The organism is Leptospiraceae bacterium (assembly GCA_024233835.1).
Lineage (GTDB): Bacteria > Spirochaetota > Leptospiria > Leptospirales > Leptospiraceae > JACKPC01.
Genome location: JACKPC010000002.1, coordinates 1,079,375 through 1,097,718, shown reverse-complemented (window position 1 = coordinate 1,097,718; position 18,344 = coordinate 1,079,375). Strand labels below are relative to the sequence as shown.

Annotated in this window: 9 protein-coding genes; all 9 read left to right on the top strand. The window is 33.0% G+C overall.

The window, feature by feature from the left end; all coding sequences use genetic code 11:
• Positions 1–75: 75 nt before the first annotated feature.
• Positions 76–1,701, top strand: a complete 1,626-nt coding sequence (locus H7A25_14120) for an FAD-binding oxidoreductase (GenBank protein ID MCP5501039.1) — start codon at positions 76–78, stop codon at positions 1,699–1,701.
• A gap of 1 nt (position 1,702) precedes the next feature.
• Positions 1,703–2,326, top strand: a complete 624-nt coding sequence (locus H7A25_14115) for a TetR/AcrR family transcriptional regulator (GenBank protein ID MCP5501038.1) — start codon at positions 1,703–1,705, stop codon at positions 2,324–2,326.
• A 44-nt stretch (positions 2,327–2,370) separates the two neighbouring features.
• Entirely contained in the window at positions 2,371–4,008 is a 1,638-nt protein-coding gene (locus tag H7A25_14110) for a glycerol-3-phosphate dehydrogenase/oxidase (protein ID MCP5501037.1), read from the top strand.
• A 15-nt stretch (positions 4,009–4,023) separates the two neighbouring features.
• Complete coding sequence (locus tag H7A25_14105) at positions 4,024–5,292, top strand: hypothetical protein (GenBank protein ID MCP5501036.1); 1,269 nt, start codon at positions 4,024–4,026, stop codon at positions 5,290–5,292.
• Between the two features lie 41 nt (positions 5,293–5,333).
• Positions 5,334–7,127 carry a methyl-accepting chemotaxis protein gene (locus H7A25_14100; GenBank protein ID MCP5501035.1) on the top strand — a complete coding sequence of 598 codons (1,794 nt, stop codon included), beginning with the start codon at positions 5,334–5,336 and terminating at the stop codon, positions 7,125–7,127.
• Positions 7,128–7,168: 41 nt separating this feature from the next.
• Positions 7,169–9,466 carry a GAF domain-containing protein gene (locus H7A25_14095; GenBank protein ID MCP5501034.1) on the top strand — a complete coding sequence of 766 codons (2,298 nt, stop codon included), beginning with the start codon at positions 7,169–7,171 and terminating at the stop codon, positions 9,464–9,466.
• A 64-nt stretch (positions 9,467–9,530) separates the two neighbouring features.
• Positions 9,531–11,564: a hypothetical protein gene (locus tag H7A25_14090; protein MCP5501033.1), complete on the top strand. Its 2,034-nt coding sequence runs from the start codon at positions 9,531–9,533 to the stop codon at positions 11,562–11,564.
• Positions 11,565–11,660: 96 nt separating this feature from the next.
• Positions 11,661–14,900 carry an ATP-dependent Clp protease ATP-binding subunit gene (locus H7A25_14085; protein MCP5501032.1) on the top strand — a complete coding sequence of 1,080 codons (3,240 nt, stop codon included), beginning with the start codon at positions 11,661–11,663 and terminating at the stop codon, positions 14,898–14,900.
• On the top strand, positions 14,846–18,343 hold the full coding sequence (locus tag H7A25_14080) for an AAA family ATPase (protein MCP5501031.1): 3,498 nt from the start codon (positions 14,846–14,848) through the stop codon (positions 18,341–18,343). The genes H7A25_14085 and H7A25_14080 overlap by 55 nt, the downstream gene beginning before the upstream one ends.
• Position 18,344 lies beyond the last annotated feature (1 nt).

Below are 18,344 nucleotides of genomic sequence, written 5' to 3'. Positions count from 1 at the left end.
TAAAAGAAAAAATGCTTGAAAAATTATGACAATCGTTCATAATATGAATTATATTCAATTTATGAGGTGCTGAACATGCCAAGAGATACATATAAATACGTTTGCAAATGGGGAGATCCGACTCATGAAGAAGCGCTGGAACCACATGCCATCCACTTTTTAGATAAGCAGTTCGGTAAGAAAGTCAACGAGGGTGAGGTTTACTTGCCGGGTTCGGATAAGGTTCATTTAAGTCAAAAAAGTCGTTTGACAGAGGCTACGATTCAGGCACTGAAAGAAATTGTAGGAGATAATCATTTTGATGAGAGTGATATTGAGAGGGCTAAAAATTCTCGTGGTAAATTCTATCTTGAAATACTCGAAGCAAGGCAGGGTCTTATAGATAATGTGGTGGATGCCGTTGTATATCCGACAACAGAAAAAGAAATTATTAAAATACTAGAACTGTGTAAAAAAGAAAAAATCGCTATTGTACCTTATGCAGCCGGTTCTTCTGTTACAAAAGCACTACAGGCTCCTAAGGGTGGAATCTCTCTCAATTTAAAATATTTAAATAAGATAATCAACTTAAATGAAGAAAATAGTACGGTTACGGTTGAAGCGGGTGTATACGGCCCTGTCCTTGAAGAGTTTTTGAATGATAAGGGTTATACCTGCGGACATTTTCCTCAGTCATTTGAATTTTCTACGGTTGGAGGTTGGGTTGCTGCGAAAGGAGCGGGGCAGGCTTCTACGGGATATGGTAAGATTGAAAATATGGTTCTCTCTTTGCGTGTGCTAAGTCCGGAAGGAATTTTTCAAACCAGGGATTATCCGGCGGCTTCTATAGGGCCTGATATTTTTCGTTTTTTTATAGGCTCAGAGGGTGTTTATGGTGTTATCAGTAGGATTACAATGAAAGTTCGAAAATATAATCCTGAGAATTCTAAAAAAACATCTTTTGTTTTTAAAGATTTTCCTTCCGCTGTGAAAGTAATGAGGGAAGTGATGCAGGGAGGATTTGGACATCCACATTTTTTTAGGTTGCAGGATCCGGAAGAGACGGATATTTCTTTTAAAATGGCCGGTCTGGATAATAGTATTGAAGATTATTTTCTCAGACTTCTGGGCTATGAACCTATGAAAAGGTGTTTAATGCATGTAATTGTAGATGGTGATCCGGAATATGCAAGTCTGGTCATTAGAAAAATTCGGCGTATAGCTACAAAGAATATGGCTTTTGAAACCGGTGAAGGACCTGTTAAAAAATGGCTCAAGCAAAGATATTCCAGCGCATATTTAAGGGATGCTTTGATGGATAGGGGACTTATGATTGATACCCTTGAAACAGCAGTAAGCTGGGATAGCCTTTTGGAACTCTGGTCTTCAGTAAGAAATTATATAAAAAAGAAACCAAATACATTTTGTTTAGTTCATATTTCTCATTGTTATGAAAACGGAGCAAATTTGTATTTTATTTTTATGAGCCCTATGGATGAAAAGAACGAAGCAGATTTATTTCGAGAGTTTCATCTGGGAATACTCGAAACAATACATGCGAATAATGGTTCTCTTTCACATCACCATGGCATCGGGAGATTATCCACTCATTTATTAGAAAAGGAAATAGGAATACTGGGCTTGAACTCTTTGCGTGCTTTGAAAGCTTGTTTTGACCCGGATGGAATTATGAATCCCGGGGGAACACTGGGACTGGATTAAAATGGGTGTAAAAGAAAGGAAACAAAAAGAATTTCAAAAGAGAGAAGATAAAATAATAAAAATGGCTATTCTTCTCTTTCGAAAAAATCATCCGAGCCTGGTTAGCATGGATACTCTTGCAAAGAAGTTGGAAATAGGTAGGGGAACGCTTTATCTCCATTTCAAAAGCAAAGACGATTTAATGGCAAAGATCGTAGTGGATTTTTATCGGACTTTGAGAGAAAAGATGCAAGCTATAGATGTAAATCTTGATCCGGCAAGAGAAATACGTTCTGCCATTAGAACGTATATAGAACATTGTTTGGATGATAAAACCCTTTATCAGGTCGTTAAAAAATGTTCGGAAAGTATCGTTGTAAATAATTTGCCTCCTGAAACTATTCAGGAGATGGAATTTGAAAGAAAAGAAAGATTGGTCTTTTTAGAAAGTATATATAAAAATGCTAAAAAACAAAATCTTATAGAAGAAGCTCCACCTTTTGTATATGTCGGAGCAAGTTGGGGAATGCTGAGTGGTGCTATAGATATTTTATTGGATGGGCATTTCAAAGAAGAGATACTGGATGCCAAACAATATATGGAACTTGTAGAAACAATATTCTTTCGAGGTTTGTTTAAAAAATAAGTATATTAAATAAATCTCATGAATTATAACAGGGGAGTTTACAAATGAATGCAAATAAATTTCGAAGTAACATTCAGTCATTAAAAGACAGGGTATACGATGTACTCATTATCGGAGGTGGTATTACCGGTGCAAATATACTCTGGGATAGTACCCTGAGAGGTTTAAAGGGGCTTCTGGTTGAAAAATCTGATTATGCATCGGGAACCAGTCAGGCTACATCCAAATTGATTCACGGAGGGCTCAGGTATTTAAAAAATTTTGAATTGGGACTCGTGAGAGAATCTTTAAGAGAAAGAAGAATTCTTGCAAAAATAAGCCCTCATGCAGTAGAGACACTCGGCTTTTTTATACCAATTTATGATATGAAAACAAAATTTATGCTGGGAGCCGGCATGTTGATGTATGATAAATTATCTTATGATAAAAATAAAGATATAAGTACAGATAGGCTCATACCAAAATACAGATCGTATTCAAGAGAAGAAGCAATTTATGAAGCACCTGAAATAAGCAGAGCCCGTTTACGTGGAGCTTACCTTTATTATGACTATACTAATATTAATCCGGAAAGGCATACTACCGAATTTATTTTTTCAGCAAGGGAGCAGGGGGCTGTTGCCAGAAACTATACACAGGTAATCAAAATAGCAAGATTGGAAACTGGTAATTTTTTAGTAGATTTAAAAGATGTACTGAGTGGGGAGCTTATTAGTGTAGAGAGTAGAACCCTGGTTAACTCAGCAGGTCCCTGGGCGGATTACATAGAAGATATGGCGGGAATTAAAATGGATGCAAAACTTGTACGCTCCAAAGGGATTCATATTGTAACAAGAAAGATAAGTGGTAATAAATGTATCGTTTTGCAGAAGAGGGATGGATCCCATCTTTTTGTGATTCCCTGGAGGAATAAAACCCTGATTGGTACCACCGATACTTCTTTTAATGAAGAACCGGATGCCATGAGAGTTACTAAGAAAGAAATTCTGGATTTAATTGATGAGGTTAATTATAGTTTTGGTCTGGCAAAGCTTAGCATCGATGATGTAGATTATTTTTATGGAGGCTTACGTCCGCTCGTTGAAGATCCCGGAGAAAAGTCGGATACGTATAATGCTTCTCGCAAGTCGGAAATTTTGGATCACAAGGAAAAAGGACTTCCGGGTTTTTTCTCTGCTCTGGGTGGTAAATATACAACAAGTCGCGCGGTTGCAGAGAATCTGGTAAATCATCTGACCAAATATTTAGGAAATACTAATGTATCTTGCACAACAGATCGAACACCACTAATTTCAGGAAGATATAATACTCTAAAAGAACTGGTTGATGACTTACAAAAGAAATTTCCGGAAATAGAAGGTGAGAAGTTAGAAACGATAGCGAAAAGATACGGAAGTCAGGCTGAGAAAATTTTAAAAAATTCTAGACGAAATGTTTATTCTCTTGCAAATTACGAAAAAATATACGAAGAAGAGATTGAATATATCTGTAGCAATGAAGACATCGTTACAGCAAGAGACTTTTATTTACGTCGATCGGGAGTAGGAATACCGGGTTTGCCCGTAGAAGAAGAGCATAAAAAGATTATGCAAAAATTGGCCACTATTTTATCCTGGGATAAAGCGGGGCTTGAAGAGGAAGATCGAGTTCTGAGAGCCTGTTACATTCCAAAAGAAACTTAAAGAAGAGAAGGTGTAATGCTTCCGATTATACAATTTTTACATTCAATTTCAGAAGGTTCTGTTCGCTTTGCAGAGCAGTTGAGTAAATTAGCTTTGCTAAGTGGGAAAGAAATTGCGGGAGGAAGTTTACACCTGACCGGAAATCTGTTACATTTCCTATCATTATTTTTCTTCTTCGTAGAAGACTGGGAAAAGGGTCTACAAATAGCTCGTGATAATGTGAGGTATTCTAAAGATGTAGTGGAAAATGCAATGGATTCTTCCATGGAGCACGTAGAATTTGCTTTTTCGATTAGTTCTGAATCTTTAGAAATTGCCAGAAAATTTGCTATTGATTTTATTTATGATAATAAAGCAATTAGTAGTATATTAGGAAGTTCTCATCATAATAGTTATAGTTTAAGTCACATTAAAATGAGTTTTCGCAAAAAAGGTGTGGATATTAGTGTAGGAGAAGCCATTGAATCTATTATAAAGGAAAACGGGAAAACACCTATATTATATATACCGGGTTTATTTTGTGATGAAACGGTCTGGTTAGATAAAGAAGAAATAGTAGAGGAAAAAAAGCAGGTATCTTTAGGGCTTGCGGATAGTTTATTGAGGAGATCTTATCCTCCTTTATTTATACGCTTTAACCATGGACTTCATACCTCTCAAAACGGAGACTATTTATTAGAGTTATTAGATGAATATTTTTCTCAATCCAATGAACCGAATTTGCATATTATTGCCTATAGCCAGGGAGGATTGATTATTAGGAGTACCTTATATCGTGCTATGCAACTTGAAAAACCCTGGTTAAATAAAATTAAAAAGGTACTTTTAATTAGTTCACCGGATGGAGGGTCTTACCTGGAAAAAATTGGTTTCTGGTTCGGATTTCTTATGGAAGTTTCTCCTGATACAGCTTTTAAGCTAATTGGGATGATTGGAAATATGCGTAGTGATGGAATCAAAGATTTATCTCATGGTGTTATCAGAAAAGAGGACTGGGAGAGTTCTGCCCAGATAAGAAGATATGCAATGAGTCATTACTATGGAGAGCTTGATAATATAGATGCTTACCAAATTTACTCTTTTTTTTCGGAGGGGAATGGGCGGTTTGACTCTTTATTTGGTGATGGTATAGTCGAAAGAACAAGTCTTGAATATCTAAGAGATAAAGTCTTTCGTAAAAAAGAAAATCCGGGGCTTCGCTCGACATTAATAAAAGGTAAAAATCATTTCTCCATTCTGGGTGCTAAGGAATTTTATGATGTGATTGATAAACTTTTTCCATAAAAAGCTTGTATCTTTTTTCAATATGAATAGATTATGTATCTATGAACTTATCTACGCTTTCGTTTATAAGATTATTCTTTCGGATAGAATTATTTATATACTCAGCACCGGTTCCTATTGTTGTTTATTTTGGTTTTATTTGTCTCGATTTAGTGAAAGAGAAAATATATGCTCTTGGAATAGCGGCAATTATGGGAAGTATTTTTGGAATTGTGATTGGTCTTATTATTCGAAAAGTTAAGTTAATTCCTCTTTTGAATAAAGTTTATGATCATTCCGGAACTCTTGATGAGAAAAAAGAACTAAAAAAGAAGTTACTGGAATTTCCCTTAGTTGTCTTATTTGATATAAGTATTCGCTGGATAGTAGCGGGTGGAAGTGCATTCATTATTTTTATTAATTTAACTGAGTTAAAATTTGTAGAGATGTTAGCCCTTCCTGTTGCTATATTATCTGCGATTCCAATTTCCGCATTAGTTGCCTATTTTATCACAGAATCTTTTTTAGCTGAAGTTATATCATCATCAGAACTGAGTGAAATTGAAGTTGAAAACCTGACAACTGATTCTTTTAGTATAACAAGAAGAATTCTATTTCTTGTTTTAGGTTTAGTCATCATTACAACAGCAATTATTGGATATTTATTATATTTTGTGACTGTAGGAGATTTAGTTATAAAGAACATTCTTATTCATATATTTGTTCTTTTAGCATTTAACTTGATTACAGTGTTTATATCAGTAAATAGTATATCAACTTCTATCAACATTGGAATTAATAGAGTTTCCGGAACCCTGGATAAATTAGCGAGGGGAGACATGAGCGGAAAGATTCCTATAGTAACGAACGATGAATTTGGTAAGATGATATTAAATATAAAAAAAGTTGTCGAGTCTATTCAAAAAGTTATTTCTTCCGTTCTAATCTTATCAAACGATGTTGCTATATATGCAGAACGATTAGATAGAAGTAGTCATAGCTTAAATACAGGTACTAAAAGCCAATCAGAATCTGTTGAAAGTATATCAAAGGCATTAGGAATTATATTGAGTTCCATAAAAGGAATTGATTCTATAACTAAAACATCAGTTGAAATTGTTAAACAAACAGAGCTATTACAGACCCAGTTGCAAAAAGAAGCAGTAGAACTTTCCAACTCTTCCGCTAAAGCTATTGATGCTTCCAAATTAACCCTGGATTATGTTGAAAAGGGTAAAGAAGCCATAAACCAGACTAATATAAAAATGGAAGACATTCATGAGACTACTAATAAAATTAACGATATTGTTCGGTCCATTTCTGATATTGCCGATCAAGTAAATCTCCTGTCTTTAAATGCTTCTATAGAATCAGCCAGGGCCGGTGAATACGGAAGAGGTTTTGCCGTTGTAGCATCTGAAATTTCTAAATTAGCTGAGAAAACCTTGAAGAACTCAAATGAAATCGCAAAGTTTTCAGATATGGCAAATAAAAAAGTCCTCGATGGTAAACAATCCACGCAGTTATCTGCTGAAGCTTTTGAAGATATTTTTAATAAAGTACTTATGGCAAAGGAAGAAGTAGATATAATTAATAATCGTTTAGAAAATCAGTTAACAAGCGGAGAGCAGTTTAATCAATCGTTTCAGTCATCTCTAAAGATTACATATGCTATCTCAAAAGCTACTGCTGAGCAAATTGAGACAAGTGATGAGATTGTGAAAGGCGTAGAAGGGATACGAGCTGAAAGTGCCGGAACTTTCAATGCTTCTGCTGAATTAACAGAAATTTCTGAAAGTTTAATGTTGAAAGTTAAGGAATTACAAAGTAAAATTATGTTTTTTAAAATGTCTTAAGATAATGAAAGTCGATTTGTTTACTAAATGGAGGAATTACTATGATTGAAACTCTGGAAAAAAAAATTAATATTCATGCTGAAATTTCCTTTGAACCTTTAATTGGTAAACTTACAGAGTTGGTAAATGATGATAAAAAGGGAAGCTATATAAAAAGTATCATAGACTCTATCGAAGATAGACAGTTAGTAAAAACAGGTGAAGAGGTAAATATACTAGAATATAAGGATATACTTGATCTCTTACATCCGATTGTAAATTCTCAAAAACAATATATAGGCATTTTAAAACCGTTTGATAATGTGGTTATTTATGCAAGTTCTGAGTTCGAAGAACTATTTGTAACACCAGAAAAACAATTTAGGCTTTTTCTTTCTTATGGTACAGGATTCATTGAAGATTTTAAAGAGTTAAACGCTTATCTTTTTATTGCAAAGGAGTTTTACGGTCTCCAGCTTGAATTAGGAGTAGAAAAAGTTTTTCAGGTTCAGAATAAGGATACAGGATTGTTAAATTATTTCTTAATAAATCTTGACGTTTGCTATATTGAAATTGTTAAGAAAAAAGAAATATCGGTTCTGAGTTCAGAAGAACTGGAACATATAAAGAGTAATGCGGATAACTTAACTGTTTGGAGACAATATATAGATCTAAATAATTTTGAGTTTAAAGGTTTATTATTGGTTCGAGCGATAGAATTAACGCAGCATCAACTTATTTCTTCTCTACGAGAAAGTTTAATAGAAGGAGATGCATTAACATCATTTGAAAAGTTTCTAAAAATACAGGAACAAATCCGAGCCTATTTACAAATAAAAGAAATAATATTGGGTCTTGCAGCCATTGATAAAGATAGAATATTTCTCATAAACAAAGGTATTGAAGAAGCGATTCATAGAAAGCATATTTTATGCAGTCAATGGAGTTTTGAAGACTTTAAAGATTCTTTATATGTCAGGTTGTTGGAAAGTTCTTCACCTATAACTATTGATGATTTGCAAAAGCTGGAGAAAAAATCAAAGATTGAATTAGAAATGGGTGAAAAAGGAATTCGGAGCATTTTTATTGCTCCCTTATACTATGAAGAGAAATTAATTGGAGCTTTACAAATATTCTCACATATTCCGGGTTTATTTTCACCATTGTTTAAGGTAAAAATGGAGCAGGTACTTTCCTTATTCAGCCTGGCTACAAGAAAAATTCTAGACGAAATGGAGAGAAATACACAACTCGTTATACAAGAAAAATATACCGCTATACATCCTTCAGTTTCCTGGAAATTTAAATCGGCGGCTTTGAACTATCTCCATAAAAAAGCTCTGGAAGAGGAATCGGTAGAGCCGGAAGAAATACGTTTTGATAATGTATATCCTTTATTTGCCATGTCTGATATACGAGGTTCTTCAAGTAGAAGAAATCATGCTATACAGGAAGATTTGGTTTTGCAATTAAATCTGGCACGTAAGTTGTTAAAGGGAGCTTATTCACTTATGCCTTTTTCCTATATAGATAAAATGATATATAAGATAAATAAGAAAATCCAACATCTTGAAGAAGGGATTCAAACCGGTGATGAAGCTGTTGTTGTGGACTATTTTAAAACTGAAGTGGACCCTGGTTTGCAGAAAATTGTAAAATTGCAGCCGGAATTGAAGGAGGAGTATAATCAATACATTTCTTTGTTAGATTCCGAGCATGGGGCTATATATCAAAAACGTAAAGAGTATGACAAAAACATAAGCCTTATTAATAAAAGTTTATCTGATTATATAGAAACAGAAGAAGTATATGCTCAAAAGGTATGTCCGCATTATTTCGAGAAAAATGCAACTGACGGTGTGGATTTTAGTATTTATATCGGAGAATCTCTCGTAGAAAATAATTACTATGATCCTATGTATCTGAAAGAGCTTAGAATCTGGCAGATAAAGGTATTATGTGGATTAGCAAATGTGGCGGAAAAATTGAAATCAGAAACTTCGGAGGATTTTGAAGTAACCCATTTAATTTTAGTGCAGAATATGCCCTTAAGTATACAATATAGACTGGAAGATACTCAATTTATTGTGAGTGGCTCTTATAATATACGTTATGAAATCTTAAAAAAGCGAATTGATAAAGCAAAAGTAAAGAATACCGAGGAAAGAATTACACAACCCGGAATGATATCTATTATCTATTCCCAGCACAAAGAATATGTGGAATATATGGAATATATAGAATATTTAATAGAACGAGGTTTTCTTGAGAAAGAGGTAGAAGAATTGAGTCTTGAAGAATTGCAGGGAGTCAGTGGTTTGCAGGCCATTCGAATAAAACCTATAATTCAAAAAAAATAGAAATAAAATTCTTGAAAAAAAAGTCATATCCCCTATACTACGCGGGTAGTTTTTGGGGGTTCGAATGCGCTTTTTCATTTTTTTATTCCTGCTGTTTATTTTCCGTCCTGTTTTCGCTGTAGAGATCCAAACTTTAGAAGTCGACTTAATTATTCATAAAGAAGATTTTATTCGAGTAACTGAAACATATCATTTTACGGGAGAGGAGGGTATTCCTTCTATTAACAGAACCCTGTTCTCGGGAACTATCCCTTATATGTATCCGTTAAGAAAAAGAATCTCGAATATTACTTTAAAAGACTCTTCAGGAAACAAATTAGAATTTAGCCAATATAAATATGGTGGAGAACGGAATTATATCCGCTTTCCTGAATTAAAGCCCGGAACAAAAAAGATAAGTTTTTCTTATGATTATTATTATTCTACAAAGTTTGAAAATAATGAGGATATAATAAAATTTGAATTTGTTTTTTTCTATTTACCTATCAAGATAAATATGTTTGAATGTAGATTAAAACTCCCGGCAGGTCTTTCCTTAAATACCTGGGATGTAGAAAACTGGATTACAAAAGATAAGTGGTTAAAGCAGGGAGATGGATCTATTCTTTTACGCTTTGATTTAAGTGAGGAAAAGTCCCCCTGGTTAAAGAATACCTTGCATCTGTCTAAGGGGGTTATAAAAAGACCTTACCTTAAAACGCTTTTTAAAGAGTTTTTTATCCAGGGAAGAGTTCTACCGTATATTTTCATACTGGCATCAGTACTGGCTATAGTATGTAGATTCTTACCTTTGCAATTTTCAATTTTATTTATAAGACTATTAAATCTATCAACATTTGTTCTGGTCTCTTTCTTTTTTTTAGAATGGTCCCGTTTCTGGTTATTGAATCCTGCATTAAAAATGGATGAAAATCGAATTAGCCATATTTTAACGGATCTGGCTGGTAATATGACTCTCCTGATAGTATTTGGAATGTTTTATTTTCATCTGGAAAATCTTTTAAAACAAAAAAAGAGAGAATCCTATCATGTACCTTTTGCTTCTCCTTTATTTTATTTTTCAATTCTACCTCTAAGTACTTTAGAACCTGCTATATTATATTTATATATCTTAAGTTTAACTGTATATTTTGTTTGGACAAGGGAAATATTAAGTATTTACTATGGAAACTCTTCCTATAAAATTATAGAAAGGGTAGAGGAGGAAGGAAAACTTAATATAACAGAGCTTTTAAAACTTTTTCCTGTAGGTGAAAGACGTTTATATGAATTAATTTCTTCTATGGAAGGAGAGCTGATTATAAAGAAAGAAGAAAATATGGTGTATTCTCCTTCTGCTCTTCAATTTGAAGAAGGTCACAGGTTGTGTCGAAATTGTGGTGCTTATAATGAATTAAATACCGGTAATATAATTACTTGTCCGTATTGCGAAGTCGAATATCATAAGTCAATAAGTGAAAAGAAAAAGAAAAAACCGATTCCTGTAGTAGTAGAAACTTTTTCTTATATAGTGAATATGTTTAAGTTCCCGGTATTAACCTGGGGGCTGACATTTATGCTGGTAGGCATTACTTCGGAGGCAAGCTCTCGTGATGGTGATATATTCTTAGGAATTTTTCTGGGAGGAGGAATCTTTGCTTTGTCAGTTTATATTTCTATTATGTATATCGAAGTACTTGCAAAACAACTAATAGAAGGAAAACGATATATGACCGCTATGCTTATTAATATATTTCTTCTATTTTTATTTGTTCCATTGTATTATCTAAGAAAGTTGAATACTAAAAGGGCTTTATATCATTTTGATGAATTAGAAAAAAATGAAATACAAAATTATATTAACAAAAATAAAGATATAAGTATTCCTGAGTTCGCAAAGTTTTTACAGGTCTCTGATTCAGAAGCATATGATTTTGCCAGGTATTTGAGCCAGAATAATTTAATATCATCGGTTTATGATAGGCAAAAAAACCGTCTTATCAATAAACAATTGTTTCAAAGAAGCTCTGGAGAAAAGTCCTGTGTGCATTGCGGAGGAAAATATTCGATTTTGCAGGGAAAAGCAGTTTGCCAGTACTGCGGACATATAAGGAACTAAAAGAAGACCTTATTTTTATCCTAAAAACATTATTTTAAGGTGGACGAAAAAGCATACTCATTCATTATTAAATAAAAACAAAAACAGGCCAAACAATTGTCAAAAAAAATTGATTATCAGTTTTGTATTGCAGAATACATTCTTCCCAATAAGAGCAGGATTTTAATACCTTGCTTTAGTCCGGGGCAACTTCTGGAGGTGAATACCAGTTCGGGAAGGGTTTTGGAAGATTATTCTAACTTATTGGAGAAATATGCGTCTGAGCAGGGAATCATTAAATTAGTTCAATTAGAAGCACCTACTCAGATTATTTCTAAACGAATTTCTTTTCCTATTTTAGCAAATCATAAGAATATTTTTTCTGATATAAAAATAAGTTTTGACTATATTTATTGGGAGTTGGGGACCGGTAATTATAAGGCCCTAATTCCTTATCTGAATGTAGAAGTATTTGCTAATAGTTTGGATAAATTAGAAGAACTTCTTCAGTCCTCTTTGCTTATTGAGTTTAACCGCAAGAAGCGTTTTAAAGAATTCGAAAGATTTTTATGTATTCAAAGCTTTAAAGGTTTTCATACAATATTATTAAACAAAAGTATAGAACTTCCAAATTTATCTAAAAATGAAAGTACTACCAGTAAAGATGCCTATTATAATAAAATTCTTTTATCACCAAGACATCCTGATTTTGAACTTTATCATATGGAAGAAGAATTAGAGGAACTTCTTTCTGTTTTTAAAGAAAATGAAAGAAAAAGTATTATGCTTATAGGACCTTCCGGTTCAGGTAAGTCTGCGTTAATATATTATTTTATTAAGCATAAATTAGAAAGTATTAAAAAAGGAGTTTGTAAAGAAACCAGTGCTTCGAGATTTATTCGTAGTTTGACAGATGATAGTGGATGGCAAACAAATTTACAAAAACTATCTAAAGAGTTAGAGAGAGATGATGTTGTATTATATCTTGGACATTTTCCTGAATACTTTGAAATTGGTCAATATGAAGGAAATGAGGTGAGTGTTGGAGAAGCATTAAAGGAATCTATTCAAGCACAAAAATTTTGTGTTATTGCTGAATGTACAGCTGATGAATACGCTATTTTTAGCCATCGATATCCGGCCTTTGCCTCCGCCTTTTATAATTTATGGATACCAACAAAATCCGATGATATAATGAAAAGTATTATCCTTTCCTCTATTCAAGAATTATCAAAGAAATTAAAAATTCATATTCAGGAAGAAAGCATAACTAAATTAATTCGCTTACAGAAACGTTTTTTTCCCTATTCAGGATTTCCGGGAAAAACTATCCGATCCCTGGAAGCAATTTTATTAGGTAGTATTGATTTATCTTCGATTTCAGAAGATATTGTATTAGAAAGTTTTTCACAAGAGTCGGGAATTCCTGCTTTTATGTTATCGAGCAAAGAGAACTTAGATGACGGCAAAGTTAGAGAATACTTTGCAAATCGTTTATTCGGGCAGAGAGAAGCCATTGATACTGTAGTGGATACTTTACTGACTGTAAAAGCAGACCTATCTCCCTCTAGTAAGCCGATAGCCTCGCTCTTTTTTTCCGGTCCAACCGGAGTAGGTAAAACCGAAATGGCGAAAGCTATTGCTGATTTCATGTTTGGTGATGAAGGCCGTATTATTCGTCTTGATATGTCTGAATATAATAATCCTTATTCTTTGTTAAGACTTACCGGAGATGTGGGGTCTGACAAAGCATCCCTGGTAAGCAAAATCAGACAATCCACATTTGCGGTTGTGCTGTTTGATGAGATAGAGAAAGCTCATCCTGATTTTTATGATTTACTTTTGCAAATTTTAGGAGAAGGAAGATTAACTAATTCGAGAGGAGAACTTGCAAATTTTTGTAGTTGTATCATTATTATGACTTCTAACCTGGGAGCAAGGGAAAGTTTCAAATCTCCACCCGGCATTGCCAGGGAAACCGGAAACTCAAAGGAAGTTGGAAATCGCTATGAAACGATCATCAGTGAATATTTTAGACCTGAATTATATAATCGTATCGATAGAATTGTAGTTTTTTCTTCTTTAGGAGAAAAAGAAAGAGAATTGATTGTAAAACGGGAAATTCAGGAAATGCAGAAGCGAAGTGGTTTTATTGAAAAGAATCTACAATTAGAATATGATAATGCTCTTGTACAACATTTTTCAAATAGGGCAGTAGATACTCGCTACGGGGCAAGACAGGTGAAACGTGTATTGCAAGATGAATTATTATTGCCTCTATCTTATGAAATTAACCGATTTTCGGGACAGGGAGAATATGAAGTTGACTTAAGAGTGGAAGATGATTCTGAGATTAAAGTTAAGGTTAAGAAGCTTAACTCAATAGAAAATCAGAAACTAGAAAAAAATTCCAAATCTGTCCTGGATAAAGTTACCTCTAAAAGACGGCAGTTGAATGAAATTTTAAATGGTAAACATTATATCGAATTTTTTAATAACTTTAAAATGGATCAGGCTAAAGCTGAAAAATTAAAGAAAATTAAAAGAAATAAGTCAAAGCAAGCGGATAGTTTTCCCTGGGATGATTTTCGTAAAAGGGAGGAGTTTATCAAGAATTATGAAAAGTGCGAAAGTGAAGTTTATGATTTAGAGAGACTGTGTTTTGATTCTCGCTTAAATGTAGAGAAACCGGGTGAAGATCTTTTTGCTCTATTTAATGACTGGGAAAAAAGCTTATATTCCTTATGTTTAGATTATTATATTTACCATAATAGAGAAAAATATTTGCAAATTGTAATCTATGCAGAAGCAAGTATGGCTGTATCTTTATTTAAATATTATATTTCTATGCACAGAGCAATAAAAGAAAACTATCCTAATTACAAATTTAATCTGAATACTTATCAGATTAAAGAAATCCAAGAAGAAAACAGAGAAATATATATATGTAATAAAATCTATCCGGAAGCTCTGCAAAGCTATAGTAAAGACAGCGCTGATTTCGATGCAGAAAAAGCATTTTTTGTTCTTGAATTTGAGGGAGAAGGAGCCGGTTTATTCTGGGAAGGAGAAGCCGGAAAGTTTAGTATACAAACCAAGAATAAGAAGTCATTTGCCTATATTGGTATTGAAAAATTGGAGAATTTTTATTCAACTGATTGTACGAATATTTGCACTTCTATAAAGAAAAAATATTCAGAAAAGAATGGAACTCCAAAGAGAACTATCAAAGCAGGAATGATAAAGGATATTTTTTATAGAGATAAAAATATGAAGAATTTACACATTAAAGAATCTGATTTATGGAAATTTTTGATTCAAAACCATCCTATGAATTTATGGAGATTTTTCAAATGAGTTCCATGAAAATAAGATTGCCTGTTTTAATTAAACAGAAGAAATCTAAAAATTATTCTATCAGACCACTTTTATTTCCTATACCTATTGTAAAACACGAAAAATATGATGTAGCTGTAAAGAAATTTAAGAAGAAAATTGAGACACAATTTAATGACTTTTTTCCAGACCTTGAAAAAGCTGATATTCTAATTTTAGCAGGCCTTAGTCCTGAATTTCATATAGAGACAAAAGAGGTTTATGTAAAGTTTAAGAAAAAAATTATAAATGGAAAATTTTTATTGGCTTACTTTACTGTTAACAATATCCACTATGTATGTATTCCTGCTTTAGATAGTCTGATTATGGTGATAGGCCAGGGAAAGAATAAAAAAGATATTATATTAACAGATATTATATTAAACTTTTTCCGAGATAAACTTAAAGAGGATGAAACGGAAATAGATTTCAATAAATATTACTATACTAATGAATTTCATACTTATATTGATATGCAGCTTTTCATAAACAGTCCATTCGAAATGATCAAGAAAAGTTCTGAAGACCTTTCGATGCTAAATATTTTTAGAAGTTTTAATGGAAGAGAAGAGATAGAGAAAGTAGGTATGGAATGGAATTACAATGCTTCTTATGCAAGGATACCTTCTCAAGAAAACGCGGTGAGGGAGATTGAAAAAGCCTTAAAAGGTGACAAACCACCCTGTATTGTGATTTTAGGGGAAAGGGGTTCCGGTAAAACTTCAGTTATCAACCAGGCACTGAAACAGTTTCACAATGCAGAATATACAAATTTACGTTCAGAGTTGAAATCAAGCTGGGAAAATGTTGCTACAAAAACCTGGTATGTGGATCCGTTACGAGTGATTGCGGGGATGAGTATAATAGGTTATTGGGAGAGGCGATTTGAAGCCATTTTAGATTATATTATTCATAGGCAAGAAGATATAATAAAACCGAGTCGATATTATACTCGAATTACAAAGATAATAGAAAGAACAAATAGAATAAAAACCTCTTTCTATCCAAGAACCGATAGACTTTATATTAAAAATCTACCGGCTTTTTTTAGAGTGGGTCATACATCTCAGAGCAAGTTGAGTCTGGCTGATGTTTTGCAAGTGTATATGGAAAACCGTGAAATTGCGGTTATTGCAGAAGCCAGTCCGGAAGAATGGGCCAGCATCAAAGCAAGTAAAAGAAAGTTTACAGATTTATTCTATACTATACAGCTTGATACTTTACAAACAGAAGAACTTATTGATGTATTACAATACCATAGAGTTCTTTTAGAAAAAGAAGATAAAATACGCTTTTCTAATGAAGCACTTATTGAGATTATTAAACAATCTTTAAATACCAGAACAAAAAAAGACTTACCATCGTTTCCGGTGAACTTACTTTATGAATCCGCAAGAAAATATGGTAGGGTTAATGAAAATAATATTAAGTATGCTGTAAGAAAGTATTTTCGATTTAAAAGCGTAATCACTGATACGACTCGAAAATTAGAACAAAAGCGTGTAAAGGCTTTTTTTGATGCAAAATTAGTGGGACAAGAAGAAGCTAAACGATCATTAGTTGATATAGTGCAGTTGGTGAAAGCGGGTTTTAATGAACCGAAAAAGCCTCTTGCTTCTTTACTGTTTATAGGGCCTACCGGAGTGGGAAAGACTGAATCAGCTAAATTATTATGTAAGTACTTATTTGAAGATGATAAATCCTTTGTAAGAATCAATATGAATGAGTATATCTCATTTGATGCCGTATCGAGGTTAATTGGATCCTATTCAAATCCGGATGGATATCTTACAAGTCGTGTAAGACAACTTGGTACATGTTTAGTTTTGTTTGACGAAATAGAAAAAGCTCATTCTTCAGTTCATGATTTGTTATTACAAGTTTTAGGGGAAGGGAGACTGACAGATACTAATGGACAAACAACTGATTTTTCTAATACTATTATAATAATGACAAGTAACCTGGGAGCAGAAGAAGCTACAAAGATACCGGGTTTTGATAGTGAAAATTTAGATAAGAGAAGTGTATATAGAAAAGCTTGTGAGGATTTTTTCAGACCGGAGTTTTTAAATAGAATAGATAAAATTTTACCATTTGAAAATCTGAAGGATGAGGATATTGAACAATTAGTTCAATTACAAATAGCTAAAATTATTAAAAGAGATGGATTTATTGAAAGATCATTAATGCTTAGTATTGATAGGAAAGCCTTAATGGAAATGACTAAAAAGGTGATAGATAAAAAATATGGAGCTAGATCCTTAAAACGACAATTAGAAAAAAATATTGTAGAAGTTGCAGGCAAACAGTTATCAAGTTTTGAAGGAAAACATGCCAGTATTCTTTTAATTCGATATAAAAATAAGTCCCCGGAGTTAAAGTTTATAAAACTTCAGACGGAGGATATATTTTCAGAAGCAAGAGATAAAATATATAAATCTTTATGGGAAGTTAAGGAAAAAGCAATTATAATTGAAAAAATACGTGAATTGAAGGAACGTATCGAAACTATTCTTGAAGAGTTACCGATTGAAAAACGAACTCTGTATTGGGAATATTCGATGGAGTGTAAAGCTATAGAAGAAGAATATTACAATGAAGAGGTTATCAGTTATCATGCACTCACCAGTATAAAAACTCCAAAAATTTCTTTTTCACACACAAGGGTAATGAAAAAACCTCATCACTTAAATGATAAACATTTGGGGAAAGAAATATTTTCTTATTTGGAGATTGAAGATTATATTAAAGAAGTTACCTATTACACAAAAACGCTTGAAGAGTCGTTTGAAGAATATGATGAAGTTAAGCCCAATCGGGAATATCATCCTGATCTGGTTCAGAATATTAAATTCGCATATATGAATTATTTTGTTAACCAGTTCAGGAAGAAGGATAAGGATTTTATTATAAAAATCGAAGCTATCAGTGAAAGTGAAGAAAGCTTTGCCTCGGTTGAGAAGTTAAGTTCCTTATATAAAGTGTTTTTGGAAAAAGTTCAAGCAGATACTATTTATCAAAATGTTCGAAAAGAAAATGCAATTTATATTATTCTTAAAGGACCGGGCTTAGAAAAGATTATTACAAAAGAGAAGGGATTTCATATTTTTTTGCGCTCTTTTCAGGTACCTATTCCTATATATTTTTCCTATAAAATTCTTGAAAGTGAAACCTTTCCGGAAGTGTGGAGTGATAATTACACTTTTTCATCTAATTGGCAAGATGAGGATAATCTGATATGGAAACGAAGCTATGCTTATCATTCCGCATATGGCGATAATGAGTATGATACTTATATAGATTTAAGTAAAGATACTATACGATTTATAAATGATTTCTATAGTGGTTTTTCAGTTTATAAAGAGCCTGAATATGAGGATTGGTTACTGATGTTTTATCCACATATTATAAAAGAAGAGGAATAAG